This window comes from Halostagnicola alkaliphila (assembly GCF_055379965.1).
This window is the reverse complement of sequence record NZ_AP043825.1, coordinates 449,430-468,614: the sequence shown is the minus strand read 5'-3', so window position 1 is coordinate 468,614 and position 19,185 is coordinate 449,430. Positions and strand designations below refer to the sequence as shown.

16 protein-coding genes and 2 pseudogenes are annotated in these 19,185 nt (G+C 53.9%); 12 read left to right on the top strand and 6 right to left on the bottom strand.

All coding sequences use genetic code 11. From position 1 onward, the window contains the following. Nucleotides 1–116: 116 nt before the first annotated feature. Entirely contained in the window at nucleotides 117–398 is a 282-nt protein-coding gene (locus tag ACZ5C7_RS04445) for a transcriptional regulator (RefSeq protein ID WP_464374892.1), read from the bottom strand. 659 nt (nucleotides 399–1,057) lie between these two features. Between ACZ5C7_RS04445 and ACZ5C7_RS04440 the strand changes: the two genes are divergently transcribed. The 4 genes and pseudogenes from ACZ5C7_RS04440 to ACZ5C7_RS04425 form a co-directional block, all read left to right on the top strand. Next, nucleotides 1,058–1,231 (top strand): DUF5786 family protein, encoded by a 174-nt coding sequence (locus ACZ5C7_RS04440; RefSeq protein ID WP_464374891.1) that lies wholly within the window; start codon nucleotides 1,058–1,060, stop codon nucleotides 1,229–1,231. Nucleotides 1,232–2,097: 866 nt separating this feature from the next. Beyond that, nucleotides 2,098–3,069: a deoxyhypusine synthase gene (locus tag ACZ5C7_RS04435; RefSeq protein ID WP_464374890.1), complete on the top strand. Its 972-nt coding sequence runs from the start codon at nucleotides 2,098–2,100 to the stop codon at nucleotides 3,067–3,069. A gap of 159 nt (nucleotides 3,070–3,228) precedes the next feature. Then, nucleotides 3,229–3,375: pseudogene (locus tag ACZ5C7_RS04430) on the top strand (IS630 family transposase); the annotation flags it as partial. Between the two features lie 492 nt (nucleotides 3,376–3,867). After that, a pseudogene (locus ACZ5C7_RS04425) lies at nucleotides 3,868–4,188 on the top strand (transposase); the annotation flags it as partial. Nucleotides 4,189–4,198: 10 nt separating this feature from the next. On the opposite strand, the gene ACZ5C7_RS04420 reads toward ACZ5C7_RS04425, so the two are convergent. Next, nucleotides 4,199–4,348: a hypothetical protein gene (locus tag ACZ5C7_RS04420; RefSeq protein ID WP_464374889.1), complete on the bottom strand. Its 150-nt coding sequence runs from the start codon at nucleotides 4,346–4,348 to the stop codon at nucleotides 4,199–4,201. Between the two features lie 205 nt (nucleotides 4,349–4,553). Here ACZ5C7_RS04420 and ACZ5C7_RS04415 point away from each other — a divergent pair, with 205 nt between their 5' ends. Beyond that, nucleotides 4,554–5,105 (top strand): (2Fe-2S)-binding protein, encoded by a 552-nt coding sequence (locus tag ACZ5C7_RS04415; protein ID WP_464375260.1) that lies wholly within the window; start codon nucleotides 4,554–4,556, stop codon nucleotides 5,103–5,105. After that, nucleotides 5,098–7,539, top strand: a complete 2,442-nt coding sequence (locus ACZ5C7_RS04410) for a xanthine dehydrogenase family protein molybdopterin-binding subunit (protein ID WP_464374888.1) — start codon at nucleotides 5,098–5,100, stop codon at nucleotides 7,537–7,539. Before ACZ5C7_RS04415 ends, ACZ5C7_RS04410 begins: the two co-directional genes overlap by 8 nt. A 113-nt stretch (nucleotides 7,540–7,652) precedes the next feature. Here the strand turns inward: ACZ5C7_RS04410 and ACZ5C7_RS04405 are convergent, their stop codons facing one another. Next, nucleotides 7,653–9,023: a uracil-xanthine permease family protein gene (locus ACZ5C7_RS04405; RefSeq protein ID WP_464374887.1), complete on the bottom strand. Its 1,371-nt coding sequence runs from the start codon at nucleotides 9,021–9,023 to the stop codon at nucleotides 7,653–7,655. A gap of 346 nt (nucleotides 9,024–9,369) precedes the next feature. Then, nucleotides 9,370–10,191, bottom strand: a complete 822-nt coding sequence (locus ACZ5C7_RS04400; protein WP_464375259.1) for an IclR family transcriptional regulator — start codon at nucleotides 10,189–10,191, stop codon at nucleotides 9,370–9,372. Between the two features lie 170 nt (nucleotides 10,192–10,361). Between ACZ5C7_RS04400 and ACZ5C7_RS04395 the strand changes: the two genes are divergently transcribed. Then, complete coding sequence (locus ACZ5C7_RS04395) at nucleotides 10,362–11,744, top strand: dihydroorotase (RefSeq protein WP_464374886.1); 1,383 nt, start codon at nucleotides 10,362–10,364, stop codon at nucleotides 11,742–11,744. Between the two features lie 173 nt (nucleotides 11,745–11,917). Next, complete coding sequence (locus ACZ5C7_RS04390) at nucleotides 11,918–12,337, top strand: DUF3830 family protein (RefSeq protein ID WP_464374885.1); 420 nt, start codon at nucleotides 11,918–11,920, stop codon at nucleotides 12,335–12,337. 50 nt (nucleotides 12,338–12,387) lie between these two features. Here ACZ5C7_RS04390 and ACZ5C7_RS04385 read toward each other — a convergent pair whose 3' ends face one another. Beyond that, nucleotides 12,388–13,656, bottom strand: coding sequence for a M20 family metallo-hydrolase (locus ACZ5C7_RS04385; protein ID WP_464374884.1), 1,269 nt, complete (start codon nucleotides 13,654–13,656; stop codon nucleotides 12,388–12,390). A 260-nt stretch (nucleotides 13,657–13,916) separates the two neighbouring features. Here ACZ5C7_RS04385 and uraD point away from each other — a divergent pair, with 260 nt between their 5' ends. From uraD to uraH, 3 genes are read left to right on the top strand one after another with little or no spacing between them, the layout of a single operon-like run. Then, entirely contained in the window at nucleotides 13,917–14,444 is a 528-nt protein-coding gene (uraD, locus tag ACZ5C7_RS04380) for a 2-oxo-4-hydroxy-4-carboxy-5-ureidoimidazoline decarboxylase (protein ID WP_464374883.1), read from the top strand. Between the two features lie 58 nt (nucleotides 14,445–14,502). Next, a complete protein-coding gene (gene pucL / locus ACZ5C7_RS04375) occupies nucleotides 14,503–15,477 on the top strand; it encodes a factor-independent urate hydroxylase (RefSeq protein ID WP_464374882.1) in 975 nt (324 codons plus the stop codon). Continuing rightward, the gene (uraH, locus tag ACZ5C7_RS04370; protein ID WP_464374881.1) at nucleotides 15,474–15,824 is read left to right on the top strand and encodes a hydroxyisourate hydrolase; all 351 of its coding nucleotides are present in this window, start codon (nucleotides 15,474–15,476) and stop codon (nucleotides 15,822–15,824) included. Before pucL ends, uraH begins: the two co-directional genes overlap by 4 nt. Before the next feature lie 376 nt (nucleotides 15,825–16,200). Here the strand turns inward: uraH and ACZ5C7_RS04365 are convergent, their stop codons facing one another. Further along, entirely contained in the window at nucleotides 16,201–17,934 is a 1,734-nt protein-coding gene (locus tag ACZ5C7_RS04365; protein ID WP_464374880.1) for an L-lactate permease, read from the bottom strand. Nucleotides 17,935–18,519: 585 nt separating this feature from the next. On the opposite strand from ACZ5C7_RS04365, the gene ACZ5C7_RS04360 reads away from it, so the two are divergent. Beyond that, on the top strand, nucleotides 18,520–18,948 hold the full coding sequence (locus ACZ5C7_RS04360) for an SRPBCC family protein (RefSeq protein ID WP_464374879.1): 429 nt from the start codon (nucleotides 18,520–18,522) through the stop codon (nucleotides 18,946–18,948). Nucleotides 18,949–19,185: the final 237 nt, after the last annotated feature.

Below are 19,185 nucleotides of genomic sequence, written 5' to 3'. Positions count from 1 at the left end.
ACCGTGCTGACGGCAGCTAGGTCGTCGAGGGATAGACTAGAACGGGCATTTCACCTCACATTGGATAAGCGATACTTAGTCGGGGGTGCACAATGCGATACCTAACGAACGAGCGGTTACGATCCGTCTCTGTTGACTTCAGCTACCGTCCCGACTATCGTCCACTCCGATTCGTCTACGATCTTTCGTCCGACCAGAATCGATTCGTAATCCGCGCTCGAGACGAATCGATAGGTCGCGTTATCGTCCTCGCGAATACCCTCCGCCTGAAACTCCTGCTGAAAGAACTCAGCCCCGGAAATATGGAATACGACCGTCGTTCCGTCGTTGAGTGTGAGCTCGACGGGTTTGGGACTGATCTGGTGAATTCGCTTTGCGATCGGGTTGAGGTCTGCCATACCTACATCCTGGCGGTTGCAGCCTATAAGTCGTGCTGATCTTGCGTTAGATCACTTCGGTGATTTCGTCGAGTGCGTCCGTATCCGAGAACAGAATGACGTGATCCCCCGGTCTGATTACGGTCGCTCATGGACGGTTCAGTCTTCGGTCAGTCACAAAACACAGAGCAACAACGACTGAATCGGTCACTATCGGTCCAGCATCGTTGGTGAAAAATAAGGTCATAATGGAGACAGGCTCTCATCCGGAGTATGATGCCATCCGACGGGTTACTTACCAGTCATCCGTGTGGTGTGAGTGAATCGATTCCCCCAATTGAGTGGAGGCCTTTGTTCGACAGTACGACAGAATAGTCCAAGAGATCTGGATTATTATGTACTAGGAACAGTCTCGGGTTGCCTCCTCAAATGACAGCTGGGTCCACCACTAATATAGTACTGGGCCGCAGGCTCTGAAACAAACTATGTGGTTAGAATATTCCGCCCGTGTGTATGTAATGGAATAGAGATAGAATCGAACGAGAAGCGACAGAGGTCCTATCATGATGAACTATTAAATGAAAAGCTAGTAGAACCTCGATACAGCATCTATACCGCTATCCTGTGGGTAACCGATATCTTGATTACGACTCCATGCGAACGTTTTGATGCACATGAGTATGGGTCACTATGACCAACGTGAGTACGAGCGTCGCGAACGAACGACCCCTGAGATCGAATCGGAGTTGGACGACCAGCCGAACGAGTATCAGGGGAAGATAACGTTCGACGAGGGCAGTTCGACCGGCGAACTTCTCGAGAACCTCCAGAAAATCAAGTCGGACGAATCGTAATAGAATTAGAAATCAAACGATTTATCTTGATCTGATGGGTACTACTGCTTATGGCGCTCGATGAATTCCTTAACGGTAACCAGCTTACAGGCCGGCAAGCCACGACAATCTTCTTCGCATGGATAACACTGGTGTTAGCAGCTGGAATTACTCTCCTACTGATCACGAGTGTTACCGTTGGGTGAACCGCCTCGGGGTCAAGCCCCGAGGCACTCGGCCTGTCTTTTCTGTAGATGATCGCATCCGATTGAGTGATTTGGGACGCCGCGCATTTCACTCTCTCTGATACGGACTGCTGTAAGCCATTTCCGGTGCAACCGAATAACGGGTCGCGGTTACACTGGTAAATAGTTACAGCAGTCCGTATGAACCGTGACGTTCGACGAGAATCGTCTCGAGGTGCCCGGCCCTATCAGTAGGTGAACCGATATTCTGGTCGGTAATCCGCTCTCCAAATGCCAATGAGATGTGAACAACTACACGGACACCCTAAGTAGCTGAACCAGCTCGATCATGCTAATCGGAGGCTTTGTTGAAATCCTTTGTGACTGATATTGAGCAGGAGGGCTCTCTTATTGGTTTCCGGCCGATCAGCTCGAAAAGCAACTCAAGACAAAACCGCCAGACGTGAAGAGGGTTTCAACAGGGCCTAATCGGAGTAATGAGTAGTGCCCGTCGACGTGGTGATCTCGATCACTCCGTCGAAAATCACAAGAGATAATCGTGCGACAAGACGCGCATTGCTGAGGTCGAGAACGCTACGATGCCAGATATGGGTTCGATCCGTTCACAATTGACGCGATCGGATCGAGTAGCGAGCGATCCATCCCGAGGCATTCAAATCAGTCGTCGTGCTACGGAATCGTATGGAGGAAGACGACTCTCACGAGCATGTTGTTCCAGATAGTGACGACGAACTAACCACGGCAGACGTTCGTGGATATGATTTCCGGGGGGAGTTCGACTTTCACGACCTTATCGCGTCCTATGAAACGACGGGATTTCAAGCGACGCAACTCGCCGAAGCAGTCGATATTGCCGAGCGAATGCAAGAAAAAGACGCGACTATCTACCTCACGTTCACCTCGAACATTATCTCCTCGGGATTGCGTGAGGTCGTTGCGTATCTGGTCCGCGAAGGGTACGTCGACGTGCTCATCACTACGTCCGGGTCTTTGACGGAGGACGTAATTAAGACCACAAAGCCGTTCAAGATGGGTGAATGGGACGCTGACGAGGGAACACTCCGTGACCGCGGCATTAACCGACTCGGGAATATTTTCGTCCCATCTGATCGGTACGTGTGGCTGGAGGAATACCTCTACGACTTCTTTGGCGACTTTTTCGCGGACGAAAAAGTGCGCACGCCAACAGCATTCGCACGAGAATTGGGGGAGACGCTTGACGACGAAGATTCCGTCTTGAAACAGGCCGCGGACAACGACGTCCCCGTCTACTGCCCGGCGCTGACGGACGCCGAAGTCGGTAACTTCCTCTATTATTACCGGCAAGGATACGATTCGGAGGTCGGGATCGAGATTCTGGACGACTACGACTCGCTCATCGAAGATGGATTGCTCGCAGATACGACAGGATTGATAGCCGTCGGTGGCGGTGTGCCAAAACATCACGCGATCATGACGAATCTGTTCCGCGGCGGTGCGGATTACGTCGTCTACATTTCTACGGGGATGGAAGGAGACGGGTCTCTCTCGGGAGCACCGCCGAACGAGGCGGTATCGTGGGGGAAGATCAAAGACGAGCGAACGAACTACACGCAAGTTGAGGCCGAAGCAACACTCGTGTTTCCGCTGTTAGTCGCGAGTGCGTTCACGTAGCGATAGCCTCGCAGTCTGCGTTCGATTCAAGCTCATCGCTTCGATTGGTATCTCCGCTCGATTCAGCGTCTCGATCCGATTGTTTTAAAAATAGTGGATACGGATACGACCTCACGATAAAATCATTAGAACTTTCTTCTCGAAAGGTTTCTGAATTCAGTGGAATCTCTCGACGAGGTAATTGTCGAGGAATTGTAAGATGTCCTCGACAATGTGGCGAAAGAAGCCGACACAACGACTGTTGGAGGAAATTGCGTACAAAACGGCCTCACTCAAACTGGGGTAGGCGAGTGGTACGACCTTCAATGATGGACAATTTATGCCAATTCAGGCGACTCATCGGGAGTGATTAGCGTAACCTGTGAACGTCCCAGGTTTCCAAACTACGTCTCCTGATCCCGTCGAGCCCGGTCTCGGCAACGATGTATTCAAGCGTTGCGCTGACCACTCATGTCGAGTCGCTTGAACACGCTGTCACTGGTATCTATCGAGCTAGCAGAAAGGTAAAATTCCCTAGAACGGAACAAAAAGAGCTCGAAGAAGTAACCTACGAATATTCCGAAGAAGTTGAGTTCGACGCGCCTGTGCTAACGCGGCGCTCGACTTGCAGTTCTCGACGAACCTCCGATGCCGAATACTCGACCCCCCATTTGCCGGCGGTTGCTCAACGAAGTGAAATTGACCTCTCAAAACCTATGCTGTACAGCCACTGACGGCCATCTGTCGAATTATCCGAACGATGCAACTAGACGTACCCTTGGATGCAATCACCATCCTCAGTGATCGTTTTTCGCTTGATTCGAAGAGTACGCTACCGCCGATTACTCGGCCCATTTCATTCTCGAATTGTGCACCGAATTCGAAGATGACTTGATCGCGATTCTGGACGGCGAGCCGCGTACTTTCAGGGGTCGGCTGTCACGGATCCAGCGGCCAGTGACGATCTCGAGTCCGTCGCGTTATCGGTAACTTCTCCAGAACCGAATCCGGTCAAAGAGTTGTGGCGACAGTTGCAAGCAGCTCTCGCAACCGGTTCTCCGACTACTTGCCGAGTCATCAACAGAAATCGATATCGCGCTTAATCAACCTTTCAGACCAGCGGTGAGTAATCATTTCTAATACCGTGTAGTCAAGACAACTCGAGGGCGGTGACACCGAGTTTGATCTCGGTGTCGTCCTCACGGTGGAACTCGAGAACGTCGGTTTCATTTGCCTGTGATGGATCGTGGAGACAACCGGCAGTGATCCCGACGTTTGACGTTCCGTCAAATACAATCATCGTTTTGGCATCGGGTCGTCGGCACGCTGTTTCGTCGACAACGACGGCTGTTGCGACCGCAAATTGAGAGTTACTGCGAGGGCTTGCTCAATTCGCCTGAAGCCCTCGGATGTGGTGGTACTCTATGAATCTGCCGCCGTTTGTATAGGTTGGCTATTTGACCGGCACATATATGGGTATCGTTGGTCATTGTCATACCATGCCCATGGAACTAGACATTACTCTGAATGGGACTGAACGAACGTTCGAAGCTGAACGCTCGGATTCGCTTCTCGATGTTCTTCGACGCAACGGCTACACCGGGGCAAAACGCGGCTGTGACACGGGAAACTGCGGGTTCTGTACTGTGACTGTTGATGGCGAACCCGAACGCTCCTGTATCAAACCAGTCGCGACAATAGACGGGACGGAGATCGAGACGATCGAGGGACTCGGTACCCAGGATGACCTCCATCCCATTCAAGCGGCTTTCGTCGACAACGCCGCACTCCAGTGTGGCTTCTGTATCCCGGGGATGATCATGCAGTCACGAAGCCTGCTCGCGAACAACCCCGATCCGACCGAAGCCGAGATCCGCGAGGGGCTCGCAGGCAACCTTTGTCGGTGCACCGGCTATGAGAAGATCATCGATGCTGTGCAGGACGCCGCTGTACGAATGAGTGGCGAGCAGACCGTCGTTACCGACGGTGGCGACTTGACTCACGAGACAACAACGTGTTCAAGCCGAGAATGTAGCAGGGGTGAGAACGATGAGTAAGCCCGATGACCCACAAGACGACGACACTCGTCAGCAGCTATCCTCCACCGAAGCCGAACATCCGCTCGAATGGGACGAGAGCCCAAACAATCGCAAATCGAAGGGCGAGCGGCAAGCAATCTCCAAGCGCGAAGAGAAGACCGACGCCCGAAAGATCGTCACAGGCGAGGCGAAATACACCGCCGATTACGCGCTAAATTTCCCGGATCTGGCTGAGGCATCGATCCTCCGTTCAGATATTGCACACGGGTACGTAACCGAGATCGATACGAGTAACGCCGACACAATGGACGGGGTCTACGCAGTCATCACGCCGGATTCCGACGAGGTTCCTGACGCGATGTATACGTCTGCGGGACAATCGTATCCCGAACCGAGCCCGTGGGACCTGCGCGTTCTCCGGCGAAAGGTGCGCTACGTCGGCGACCCAATCGCTGCTGTGGCGGCCACGGATGCCCAGACGGCCAACAAAGCTATCAGAGCGATCGATGTCACGTACGAGGAGCTAGACGCCGTTCTCGATCCAGAAGCGGCGATGGAGCCTGATGCACCACAGATCCACGATCCCGATCAGGTGGAAAACATCCAGCCGGGTGCGGACTACGAACGGAACATCGAAGCCCACACCGAAGGCGAGATCGGCGACGTGGACGCGGCGTTCGAGGAGGCAGCGACCAGGGACGACTGGATCGTTACCGAAACCGAGTGGAAAACACCGTATCAATCCCACTGCGTTCCCGAACCGCACACGACCATTGCACGTCGCGACGAGGATAACCGCTTTCACCTCGTCACCAGTACGCAGGTCCCCTACCACACGCGTCGACAACTCGCACATCTGTTCGACGTCCCGATCCGAGATGTACGGGTAACGAAACCGAGAATCGGTGCCGGGTTCGGAGCCAAACAGTCGATGCTGATCGAACCCATTACGGTAGCGCTGATGCTAGCCGCGGGTCGTCCCGTGAAACTGGAGACGACGCGTCGCGAGCAGTTCTACGCCATGCGCTTCCGACGCTCTGCTCGCGTCCAAATGCGAAGCGTCGTGACCCGGGACGGAGAGATCAAGGCGTTCGATCTGTCGGCAGTTACGAACGCAGGTGCGTACGGTCCACACGGGCTAACTGTAACCAGTTCTATCGCGACGAAACCGCTGCCACTGTACACGCGTACGCCGAATATCCGGTTTGAGATGAAAGCCGTCCATACCAATCTCCCAATTGGCGGTGCGATCCGCGGCTATGGGGCACCCCAAGGCCACTTCGCACTCGAGGGCCACATGGACGAAGTAGCCGACGAACTAGGGCTTGATCCTATCGTCCTTCGCTCGCGGAACCTCATCGGGAACGGCGACCTCGATACTGCGTCGGGTGTCACCACGGACGGTGAGCATGTTCGTCGAATCCGTTCGTGTGGTATCGACGATTGTATCGAACGCGGGAAGGCCGCAATCGGCTGGGAGGACGTCGAACAGCCCGAAGAGGACCACCTCCACCGAGCCTGCGGTGTTGCTCTCACCGCTCAAAAAAGCGGCGTTGCAGGCGACGAGCTCGGCGCTGCGCATATCAAGATGAACGAGGACGGCTCGTTCATCCTTCAAACGGGCGCCGTCGATATCGGTCCCGGTGCGGATACCGCAATGGCACAGATCGCTGCGGAAGTGCTCGGTGTCCCGCCCGAAGACGTTCTCGTTCAGGCGTCGGATACGGATATCTCGCCGTTCGATTACGGAGCGTACGCGTCCTCGACGACGTATGTGACCGGAAGCGCGGTGAAAAAAGCCGCCGAGGATGCGCGAGCGCAACTACTCGAGTTCGCCTCACAGATGCTCGATGAGCCAGCAGCGAATCTCGAAGCCCGCGATGGAGCAGTCCGCTCCAAACGGACGGGAGATTCGGTCACGATAGAGGATATCGGCTACGAGTCGATCTACGGCGACAAAATGCGTGCGCAGGTAATGGGCCAGGCGAGCCACTGCACGGACGAATCACCGCCGCCGTTCGGCGCACAGTTCGCCGACGTGACCGTCGACGAGCACACCGGTGAATTCGAGATCAATCGGCTCGTGTTCGCGGTCGACTGTGGCGTCGCGATCAATCCGGACCTCGCGGAGGGACAGGTCGAGGGTGCGATGCATATGAGTTACGAGCTCGCGGTGTCTGCAGGGCTCTCGTTCGAGAACGATGGGACACCGGAAACCCTCGGGTTCCGCGACTACGGGATGCCGACGACAGCGGACCAGCCTCCTCTCGAGTCGATCCTCGTCGAGACACACGAGCCAACGGGGCCATTCGGCGCAAAGTCTGTCGCCGAGATCCCAGTTAACGGTGTCCCGCCGGCGCTGAGCAATGCGATTCACAGCGCCGTCGACGTTAGGATAACCGACCTTCCAATCACCGCTGAGAAGATCCGAGCGGAGCTTGATACCGACTAGCTGACGCGGTATTCGTCCCGATGGCGGATGCTACACGCACTCTTGTTACCTCGCAGATCCGACTCCCCTCAGACCATCGGGTTCGGTGGTAGCCAAATCGCCCTCGAGCCAGATTAATCATCGTCGACTGGCTCGGAGACTGGCGGAACGGTGTCGGGTGCGTCGAAGATGGGACTGGAGTCGCCCGGAACGAACGTATTCAAGAGGAGTGCTATGAGGCCAGTGACGATGACTGCCTCTCCGAAGAACGTTTGTGCGCCGGGGGGAAGTCCGGCGAGTGCTTCAGGAACGGTTTCGACTCCTAGTCCGAGTCCCAGCGCAGTAGCGATGATCACCATGTTTCGGCGGTTCATCTCGATATTCAAGAAGAGCAACCGCATACCGCTCGCAGCCACCATTCCCACCATGACCAATACCGCGCCGCCGAAGACAGCATCAGGGATCGTCGTTACGATTGCTCCGATTTTCGGGACGAGACCAAGAACGACGAGAACGATGCCTCCAATACCGACAATGTGTCGGCTCATGATACCGGTAAAATTGATGATACCGACGTTTTGGGAGAACGAAGTCTGCGGGAATGACCCGAAGACGGCTCCGATCGCGCTAATAAATCCGTCGGCGAAAATGCCACCGCGGAACTCATCACTTGTTGGATTTCGCCCTTCTGCAGCGGTAATACCGGACATGTCGCCGATTGTCTCCATTCCTGACACGAGGAATAGAAACGCGAACGTGAGGAGTGGAACGGCTTCGAAGCTGAATCCGAACTCGCCGGGCGTGGGTACTGCGAACCACGCTGCGTCCGCGACTGGGCTGAAGTCAACGACACCGAGTCCGATCGCGATAACGTAACCAGCGCTAATGCCGATGAGGATACTCATCATTCGCCAAACGCCTTTCAGAAGCAGGTTAAACAAGACAGCGATGAGCAAAACGGTTAAAGCGAGCGATAAGTTCTCAACTGAGCCGAAATTGTCTGCTCCAGCTCCGCCTGCGGAGTATTCCATTCCGACTGGGATGAGGTACAGCCCGATGATAATCACGATGAGGCCCGTAACGAGCGGTGGAAAAAACGACTTGAGTCGCTTAAACTGCCAACCAAGCAAAAAGGGGACCACAACTGCTGCAATGACAATCGACCCAAAGACAGTATCAAGACCAGAACTTGCTCCGATAGAACTCATCGCCCCGACAAAGGCAAAACTGGTACCCATGACGATGGGGAGTTTTGCACCAACCGGACCGATAGTGTACGCCTGAACGATGGTCGCTATCCCGGCAAATAGAATCACCATTTGAACCAAATACGTTGTATCGGCAGCGCCCAATCCTACGGCTCCCGCAACGATGAACGCAACTGCCGTCGAGGGGACGATCATGACGGACACATGTTGCAGTGCAAGGAGAATTGATGTTGGTAACGGCGGTTTTTCGTCGAGGCTGTACGCTAACTCTATTTCACCTTCATTTTCGTTGGACATTCTTCAACAAATAATCCCCATGCAATGTGTTAAACCTTTTCATTGGTTGCTAATCGAACACTACTGGTGGGAATCGGCGGACTAACGTCGAATTTTACCCCTCATCTCACCCGGGTGTTCAACATATACAAACTAGGTGTTTACGTTGTATTAATATAAAACAACTAATCAGTTCTTGGGGCTAACGAGGCCAATTTTTACATATGTATGTTCGTAATCTAAATGGGGGAAAAGAACAGTTGTCCAGTTCGGAGAGACTGCTCGTAATGTACGAGAGCATTGCTACCACTGGAAAATTACTTGTGGGAACTACGTATTCCGTGGGTGGGAAGATAACGGTAACTGACTAGCAAGTGTCTTCGTTGATTATTTCGGAACTCCGTCTATGCATATTGACGTTCACTTCGATAACGTTCGCTGTCTTCGTTACGAGGTCCACGATTTTCTGGTACGCCGAGTCCTCCTCAAACATGCTTTTGGGACCGGAGACGCTCAACGATCCGAGTACGGCTCCATCACGAGATCTAATCGGCGCGCCGATAGCTCGAAATCCCTCTATCTCTTCTTCGTTATTGTGTGAATACCCTTGCTCACGGATGTCCGCTATCTCTTCGAATAACCGATCCGTGCAGGTTATCGTTTGTTCGGTGCGAGCGGGGAGGCCATGGTGGTCGGTGATTGCTTCGACCCGCTCTCGTGGAAGATATGCGAGGATCGCTTTTCCTGAAGCGGTGATATGCAGATAGTCTCGTTGCTGAAATTTGGCCATCTGATAGTCGTCCCCAACTGCCTGTTCTCCTTTCGATTTATACAAATTGTGTCCACGACCGTTCTCTTCGACCACCAAATGTGCGTACTGCCCCGTTTTCGCAGCCAAGCTATCTATCTCGCTTTTGCCTATCGTGTAGAGAAGGCTTTGACTTCGAACATACTCCCCGAAGATCAGCATATCGTACGATAACCGATAGTCCTTCCCGTCCTTTCTAACGAGACCTCCCTTTTCGAGTGATTTGAGGTAGGTATACGTCGTACTCTTTGACTCATCGAGATGGTCGGCGAGTTCTGTGACACCTGCTCCGTCTAACTGCATCAGGCCCCGTACGATATCGATCGCGTTGAGCACAGTGGTCAGTGTGCGTGGATCGGATGTCGTGTCGTCAGTTGGCATACCACAGTATGTGCGAGAAGCCCTCTTCAATATTCTGCTGCCGTTCAACATATACGAACGTGCTATTCGGTGCTTGCTTTTCGATGCTTGCTTACAACACTGCCGTTGATCCGGACGGAACTGTTCAAACAGTGCAATCAATTATATACTCGTGTACAGAAAGGCAGGTTATGACCATTGACACGGTAATTCAGGGAGGGACACTGGTCACCAGTCAGAATACCTTTACCAGCGATTTGGCGATAGATGATGGAACTATCGTGGCAATCGGCGATCAACACTGCCTGCCAGAACCCGACGAAACTATCGACGCTGCGGGACTTTTGGTGATGCCCGGTGTGGTCGACCCGCACGTGCATATCGATGATCACGTTTCGCTCGACACGTACGAGACTGCTACGAGTGCCGCCGCGTTGGGCGGCGTCACGACGGTCATAGATTTCGCGTGGCAGTCGTACGTCAGCGAAGAGAGTCCCTGGGAAGAAGAAAAAACGTTACAGGAAGGTGTCACGCGCAAGCGCGAAAAGGGCGGAAAAGCGCTTGTCGACTTCGGGTTACACGGTGGAATCCTCCGCGAGGATCCGGCTGTCTTCGACGAATTGGCGGGTCTCGTCGATTCAGGCATAACTTCTTTCAAAATGTATACCACGTACGAATTCGGCCTTTCGAACGGATTCATTCACGACGTTCTCGAAGAACTCGGAGAAGTTGATGCAGTCGGTGTCGCACACACAGAGGACCACAGCGTCTGTGAATCGTTGACCGCCGAACTCCGAGCCACAAACCGAGACGAGCCAACGTGGCTTCCCGTCGCTCGACCGGATTATGCGGAAGCTATGGCAGCGGACGATATCGCCAGACTCGCACGGGAGACCGGAACCAAATACTACGGAATCCACACTTCGTGCCGGAAGGCAGCACAAGCGCTCGAGCGACATCAACGCGATGGGAGCCTCATTCGCGCTGAAACCTGCACGCACTATACGACCCTCACAAAGGATAGGTACGAGGAGTTAGGACCCCTTCCGAAGATTGCACCGCCGCTTCGGAGCAGCGACGACAACGACGCGATGTTTGAATACCTTCGCGATGGGACATTGAGCGTTGTTTCGACTGATCACGTGGCGCAAACTCGCGAACGGAAAGAAGCGAGCGAGTGGTGGGAAGATCCGTTCGGTGCAAATGGCCTCCAAACGAGTCTACCGGTGTTTCACGACGAAGCAGTGAACAAGCGGGGGTTCTCGTATCCGTTCCTCGTTCGTCTGCTGTGTACGAATCCGGCCCAGACGTTCGGACTTCCGAAAAAAGGGACGCTCGAACCAGGAACCGACGCGGATATCGTGTTATTCGATCCTGATGAGAAATACACGATCTCGGCTCGAGACAACGCTTCAGTCGCCGACTACACGATCTACGAAGGTCGTGAAGTGACTGGGAACGTAAAGCGCACGTATCTCAGGGGAGAGCTCGTCGCGAGTGAAGGCGAAATCGTCGGCAAGCCAGGCTGCGGGGAGTTCGTTCGCCGGAAGCGACCCACTTGGAACACTAGTTAGACGACCCCGATCAGCAGCTACATCTAGATTGGGGTCGCACCGTTCTTTCGATGCTGCATTTAGGGACCATCTAGCGATGTCACACCCGTTGACCGTTGCGGTTCGCGGTCGTGGATTCGAAAGAAATAATTGCGATGGTGTGACAGTATGAGACGGACACACAATCAACAACTATGAGTTCACTAGAATTTGAAATTGAAGAGCGAACGTTTACGGCGGAACTGCACGAGGACGAAGCACCTGAATCAGTTGCTGCGATGCGGGAATTCCTTCCCCTCGAGTCAGAGTTGATGCACGTCCGATGGAGCGGGCATGCGACGTGGATCAATATTGACGAGATCGAACTTCCGGAGATTCCACGAGAGAACCATACGGTGTATCCCTCCTACGGAGACATCCTACTGTACCCGGGATACAGGAACGAACAGGAAATCCTCGTCCCGTGCGGTTCGACTTGCTTCAAGAGTCCAGCAGGCGAACTCGCCGGCAACCATGTTGCGACGCTGGATGCAGAGCGCGAAGAACTCCGTGAAATGGAACGAGAAACACTCCGAACCGGGATGAAGGATGTCACAGTTCGTCTGGAGAAGTAGACCAACGAAGAGATCTCCACCGGTATTCGTGCGGCTTTGCCCTCTCAGTCTCATTCTGTAGCCAGCTCGTAGAGCGCTCCAGTAAGCAACCGCGTCGAAGTGGCACAGTCACTCCAGTCGGTCCATTCCGCTGCGCTGTGGGAATATCCGCCTTCCGAGGGGGCAAAAACGAGTCCTGCATCTGTTGCTTTCGCGATGTGCATCGTATCGTGGCCTGCACCGGAGTGCAGTTCTATGGTACTGATTCCTGCTCGTGTGGCTGCGCTGTGAAGTGTTGCAATACAGCGTTCGCTCATCGAGATGGGCTCGATATCGTACGGGCGGCTGAACGTCGTCTCGACGGCGCGTTCGTCCTCTAACCGGGCTAAGCAGTGACGAATGCTCGAGACGATCCGCTCCATCGATTCGTATTCGATATCACGAATGTCAACCCCGAGATGTACGGAACCGGGGATAACGTTGATCGAGCCTGGTTCAACGTCGAACTGACCGACAGTCCCAACAGCAGTCTCGCTGTGTGTCTCGACGATTTCGTTCGTTACCGACTCGATCTCGAGCGCCAGTTCGCTTGCTGCAGTCAACGCATCGACACGAGATTCCATCGAAGTAGCTCCGGCGTGATCCGCTTCGCCGAGAATATCGATATGACAGCGGATGGTACCGGTGATATGCGTTACTATGCCAGCAGAAACGGAAGCCTCCTCCAGTCGAGTGCCTTGTTCGACGTGGAGCTCGAGCCACGAATTCCACGCGGTTGCGTCCAGGCGCTCTTCGCCTTTAAAGTCAATTTCCTCTAGCGCTTCGCCCAACGTCACACCAGTCTCATCGGTCGTTGCGAGTGCGTCTGCGACGCTGGAGGCGCCAATTGCCACTGAAGAGCCGAGTACGCCATCAGAAAATCGACCACCCTCTTCTTCGGTGAACGCGACGACTTCGAGAGGGAGATCAGGAGAACGTGGAGCGTCCTGCATGGCACGAATCGCTTCGAGACCAGCGTACACACCTAGTACGCCGTCAAATTGCCCTCCGTCAATGACCGAATCGAGATGGCTGCCGGTTGCAACTGAACGAGCGGTTGGGTCGGCGTTCCCAGGGACCCACCGACCAGCGATGTTGCCAACGGCGTCAATGGAAACGTCGAGCCCTCGTTCATCGAGTTTCTTTACGAAATATTCTCGAGCCCGTTTGTTAGCTTCTGTTCCGGTTAAAACCGTTCGGCAGTTACCTTCTTCGACGGGAACGGACCCGAATTCGGCGGTCTGCATGATGTCTTCCCGAAGTCTGTCCTCGTCGACGTATTGGTAGAGGTGCTGATCCATCTGTCTCGCTATGGTATGGTAAAACACGACCTCTTTTGAAGGTATCGGGAGAACGGATCCTCCATGCTTTCAAAACCTTGGCTAATCGCTGTGTGGGGAGCAATCCGTATGTTCGAATCGAGTAGGATATGTCGGCACAGGGTGCCGGGACTGATACTGTTTTGAGGGTCGCTCGTAGAACGGAGAGCTACCTCCGTCGCTTTCGACGGATATTGTTCGAAGAAAGTTTTAAGTGAAGAGTAGTATATAATTGAGATGGGATGACGAGACTCACGGTTGAGGATCTCAACCAAGCTGACAAAGAGCGGTTCGTTGATATTCTCGGTGGCATATACGAGGAATCACCATGGGTAGCTGAGCGAACGTGGTCGGAACGACCGTTTTCTTCTCCCGAAGACGTACGCCAGACCATGGCGGATGCCGTCCGGAACGCGTCACAGAAGAAACAACTAGACCTCTTACGAGCCCATCCCGACCTCGGTAAAAATATTGAAATGACCGATGAGTCGGAGGAAGAACAAGCGTCTGCCGGACTCGATCAATTAAGCGCTGAACAGTACAAAACGTTCCAGCAACTGAATACGACGTACCGGGATACGTTTGGCTTCCCGTTTCTCATGTCGGTGCGAGAGGAGTCAGTTGAGACGATCCAAAACGCCATGGAAGAACGGATTGATCGTACTAAGTCCGAGGAATTCCAGACCGCCTTAGACGAAGTCGACGACATCGCGAAACTTCGACTCGAAGAGCTAGTAGCGACAGATGAGGACCAACGCACTCGAGAATAACTAACTCCCCGAACATGCTGACGAACGTCGAGATACTGAGATACCCAACTTACCACACATGAGCCACAGCAACGAAATCGATACCGACGTGCGGAGTACTGATCGACGAATAATGAACTACGGGAAAGAAAAGATCGCAGTCTACCGGACCTACGCCAATCCACTCGAAGGCGTTCGTACTATTCCGGAATCGTCTTTCGACGGGCGAGATAACATCCTCTTTGGACTGGAAGTCCGCGTACAGTTCGAGGGTGAGGAATTTTTACCGTCCTTTAGCGAGGGGGACAACACCAAGGTAGTGGCGACGGACTCGATGAAGAACTTCGTTCTTCATCAGGCGGGGGAGTACGAGGGGGCGACAGCGGAGGGATTTCTCCACTTCGTCGGGAACGAATTTCTGGAGACGTACTCGCACGTGGAGGCGGTGAAAATGTCGGCGACTGAGTATCCGTTCGACGAGCGGCCCGTTCCCGGAGATGATGGGTTTGAGCCAAGTGACCTCGTTTTCCGGGTCTCCGATGACGAATCGGCGTTCGGAGAAGTATACCTTGAACGGGACGATGGCTCCATTGAGTTCAAAGAGCAGACAAGCGGCGTTACGGGGATCGAACTCATCAAAGTGAAAGAAAACTCGTTCACGGGCTACGTCCAAGATGAGTATACGACGCTCCCAGAGCGGGAGGACCGCGCACTCTATATCTCTCTCGATATCTTCTGGACCTACGGCGAGTCAGCGGATGCACTGGGAGAAGAACCGCGACGATATGTTCCGGCTGAACAGGTCCGTGATATCGCCCAAGTAGTGTTCCACGAGGTCGATTCGAACTCAATCCAAGATCTACTCTATCAGATTGGTCTCCGAGTCTTGGAACGATATCCGGAGCTCAAGGACGTCAGCTTCGAAGCGAACAATCGAACGTGGATTGAGGTGCGTGATGACCTCGAAGGAGACGCGAAGGTATTCAGAGAACCGCCCCGGCCAACCGGCTATCAACAGTTTTCTATGGACCGCAGTGACTTGGAGGAACAATGACCTCAGAACTGACTACACACGTTCTTGATACCAGCCGTGAAGGTCCCGCATCCGGTGTCGACGTGGTGCTCCAGCGAATCGATGATTCGGGCGCTGCAGAAACGATTATCCAGGGAACAACAAACCACGATGGGCGGCTCGATGAGCCACTGTTGACTGAAGACGAGATGGAAACCGGTACGTACCAACTCCTGTTCGACGTCGGGGCCTACTATCGAAAAGCGCAGTCGGAATCGTCGTTCTTAGAGACGGTTCCTGTTCGGTTCGTCATTGATGACGTTGACGAACAGTACCACGTCCCCCTTCTCCTGTCGCCGGGGGGATACACAACCTATCGAGGAAGTTGATCGTCGGGCATCAGATAGCGTACGGAGCTGGTTTTACTAACCAACGAGGGTATTATACAATTCATCTCATACCACGACCTTCGTTCGGCCTGGATTTTCGCCCTGTTTGTAGTTCGTACTGCGACACCACTAGGAGACTCAAATCAAGAGCGATGTCTGCATTCCATCATTATCTACTGGTTTGGTGTCTACTGAGTGGCTTGTCGCCCCTGCCTATCGGATTCCACCCTGGGACGTTCTCCTATACCGCTCGGAAAATCGATATGTGCGAGCTGGGTGTGTTTTCATCGTGGAGCCGACAAGTAAAGTTCTCGAGCGAGACCATCTTTCTCACCCTTCAAATTCATCACAGGAAGGCTCGAGACGGGTCGCGTTGTTAGAAGACGTCGAACACCTCCGGATACACGTCGGGCATCACGTAGACGAAGAGCATCACCCAGAAGCCGACGAATACAGCGTAATAGACGAGCGGAATCAAGTTCAGACGCATGATACGCCCTTCTTCACCGACGAGGCCGACGGTTGCGAGTGCTGCGATGATGTTGTGGATTGCAACCAAGTTGCCGATCGCACCACCGACCGCCTGTGCACCGACGATGATCTGCGTCGGCAGCCCGAGTTCCGATGCTGCCTCGAATTGGAACGCGCCGAAGGTAATGTTCGACGTGGTGTTCGATCCCGTCATCGCCGCTGCGAGCGCACCGATCAATGGCGCGATCGCCGGATAGACCGGACCGAACAGGTTCGCGGTCGCAACGGCGAGCACTTCGATCATACTACCGACATCCGGAGCGTTAGGCGCTTCGCCCGAAAGGAGCATCACTTGAACCATCGCGATAACGAACACGAGTGCTATCAGTGGTGAAATGATCTTTTCTCCAGCTTCGTACCACGCGTCTTTCACTTCGCCACCGTTCATACTAAATAACGGTATGGCGATGATCGCACTCACGAGCAACCACATTCCCGGAGCAAAGCCCCATTCGATACCGGCCCCGTGTGGCGTCCCCAGGATGTTCGACCACTCGAGAACGAACAACGAACTGGTGAGGAACTCCGAAATCGGCTCGATAACGCGGGTGACCACGAGCAACAAGACGAGGAAAAGGTACGGTGACCACGCCTTGAACAGCGACATCGACTGTTCACCGTCGGTCGCTCCTGGGCCGTTGCCGCCGTTGGTCCCTGGCTCGATCGTTCCGACCCAGTGGTCGGGCCACTCTTCGCGCGGCGGGAAATCCCACGTGTCGTCGGGAAGGAAGTACCCTGCTTTGAGCGCCGGAACGACGATAGCGGAACCGACCATCGCGCCGATCAACGATGGGAACTCCGCGGTGAGAAACCACGCCGAAAGCCAGTACGGAATCGCAAACGAAATGCCGGCAAACAGACATAGCGGCCAGACCGCCAGGGCCGGCTTGATCGACCGCTCCCCCTTCGGGCTGAAGAAGTAGGCGACCATTGCCACCGCGAACAGCGGCATGACGAAACCGACCAACGCGTGGTAGGTTGCGGCCCAGGCAGCAACTTCAACGGAGTACTCGGAAACGCTCATTCCCTCGGATTGTATGGCCTCTTCCGTGAACGTGACGCTCGCGAGCGGATCCTGAATACCGACGATTATCGGCGTCCCGACCGCACCGTAGGTCACGGCGATGATGTGACCGATCAGTGCGGCGAGCACGGCTGCAAGCGCCGGGAATCCGAGGGCGAGCAACAGCGGAGCAACGACTGCTGCTGGTGTACCGAACCCTGCTGCACCTTCGATAAACGTCGCGAGCAGAAAGCCGAGGAGGACGATCTGTACGCGCCTATCGTCCGAAATGGTGGTAAACCCCCTGTTGATCCGATCGAAGGCACCCACTTGCATCAACGTATAGAGCAGGACGAGCGCCCCGAAGACGATCCAGAGGATCTCGAGAGCAGTCATCACTCCCACGATCGACGCCGCGGCGAGATACTCCGGCGGATTGTTCCACATGATGTACCCGATGATCAGTGCAGCTATCCAGGCGATCGGCATCGCTCGCGTCGCCGGCCACAAAAACCCGATAATCAGTACTGCAACGATTACGAGCGGTAAGGACGCGGCGATAACATCTACCACCATCCGCGATTCACCCGGTCACGATCTCTCGTTAATTCGGTTATGACAGCTACAGTACGCGAATCCGGCAAATTCGTTCTTTTCTTGGGTAGTGCGACCATCCCGCACCATCATACATTATAATACATAATAAAATCACGGTATTGTGATAATGCATTATATAATCATTCCGGTTACTGGATAGCTCCCGGAACGGATCAGTATAAATAGCCGAATCATTCGTCAGTACAACTCAAAATGTGACCCGTTTCCGAAGAATGTACTTCTCACGACATTGTCTCTATTATTGCCGTTCCGATCCCCGAATGTGTCGCTCGTCCGGGCCTCTGTGGCCTCCTCGAACGAGGGTGTTGGGTTAGAGTGTAACTCGGTCGTTCCAACCGAAAAGAGCGAGTCGAGTCGGCCAGGACTCGACCGTGATCGGCAGACGAAGCTAGCAAAAACACGAATTCGTCTCGATACCGTCTATTATCGCTGGCAGACCGGTTCACGGCGAGCGTGTTACCGATCTCCGTGAGAAAATAATTAACACACGATCGCAGTTGCTAAGTACTAGCTATATTACCGTAGCAGTCAAATCTCCGCTCAATGAAAACGGTTGAACTCTCTACCGAACTCGATGTTCCCCCCGAACGGGTCGAACGAGAGCTCTCGCCAAGGTCGATCGTCGAATACGCCAACACGTACACCATCCAATCGGTAGACGAATCGGATTCGAAGACAGTACTAACCCTCGCTGGGGACACCATTGAACTGACCCTAGCATTCACGAAACTCGAGGACGGCTATCGGTACACGCAGGTCGGAGAGAGTGGACCGTTCGAGGAAATGCGTACGGAAATCACGTTTCAGGGTCGAGACCGGACTCGAGTTACGGTTAGGTCGACGTTCACGTTTGGAGGCACGTTCTCGTTCGTAAAGAACTGGCTCGGCACTAGCAATCGTCGAAGTGAACTGGAACGGCTTCTCACGAATCTGACCGCCGATGTAGAACAACCGAATCCGGAGTCGAAGTAACCCGATCGTGCAAAAATGATTCGGAAAACAAAGACCACGCAGAGTTATCTATCTTGGTTTAAGGCTCTCCCAATATTGTTTATTAAATTATGTGTTCTCACTATTCGATATTGTATTGAATTATTGCACCAATACTCCATTCCCGATTGAAGGGTTTTGGACCGACGAATTACGGAACAGCTATCCCGAATCTCGCGTATAAACTATTCTGTCCGGATTGACCGCGCTGCCGAACTA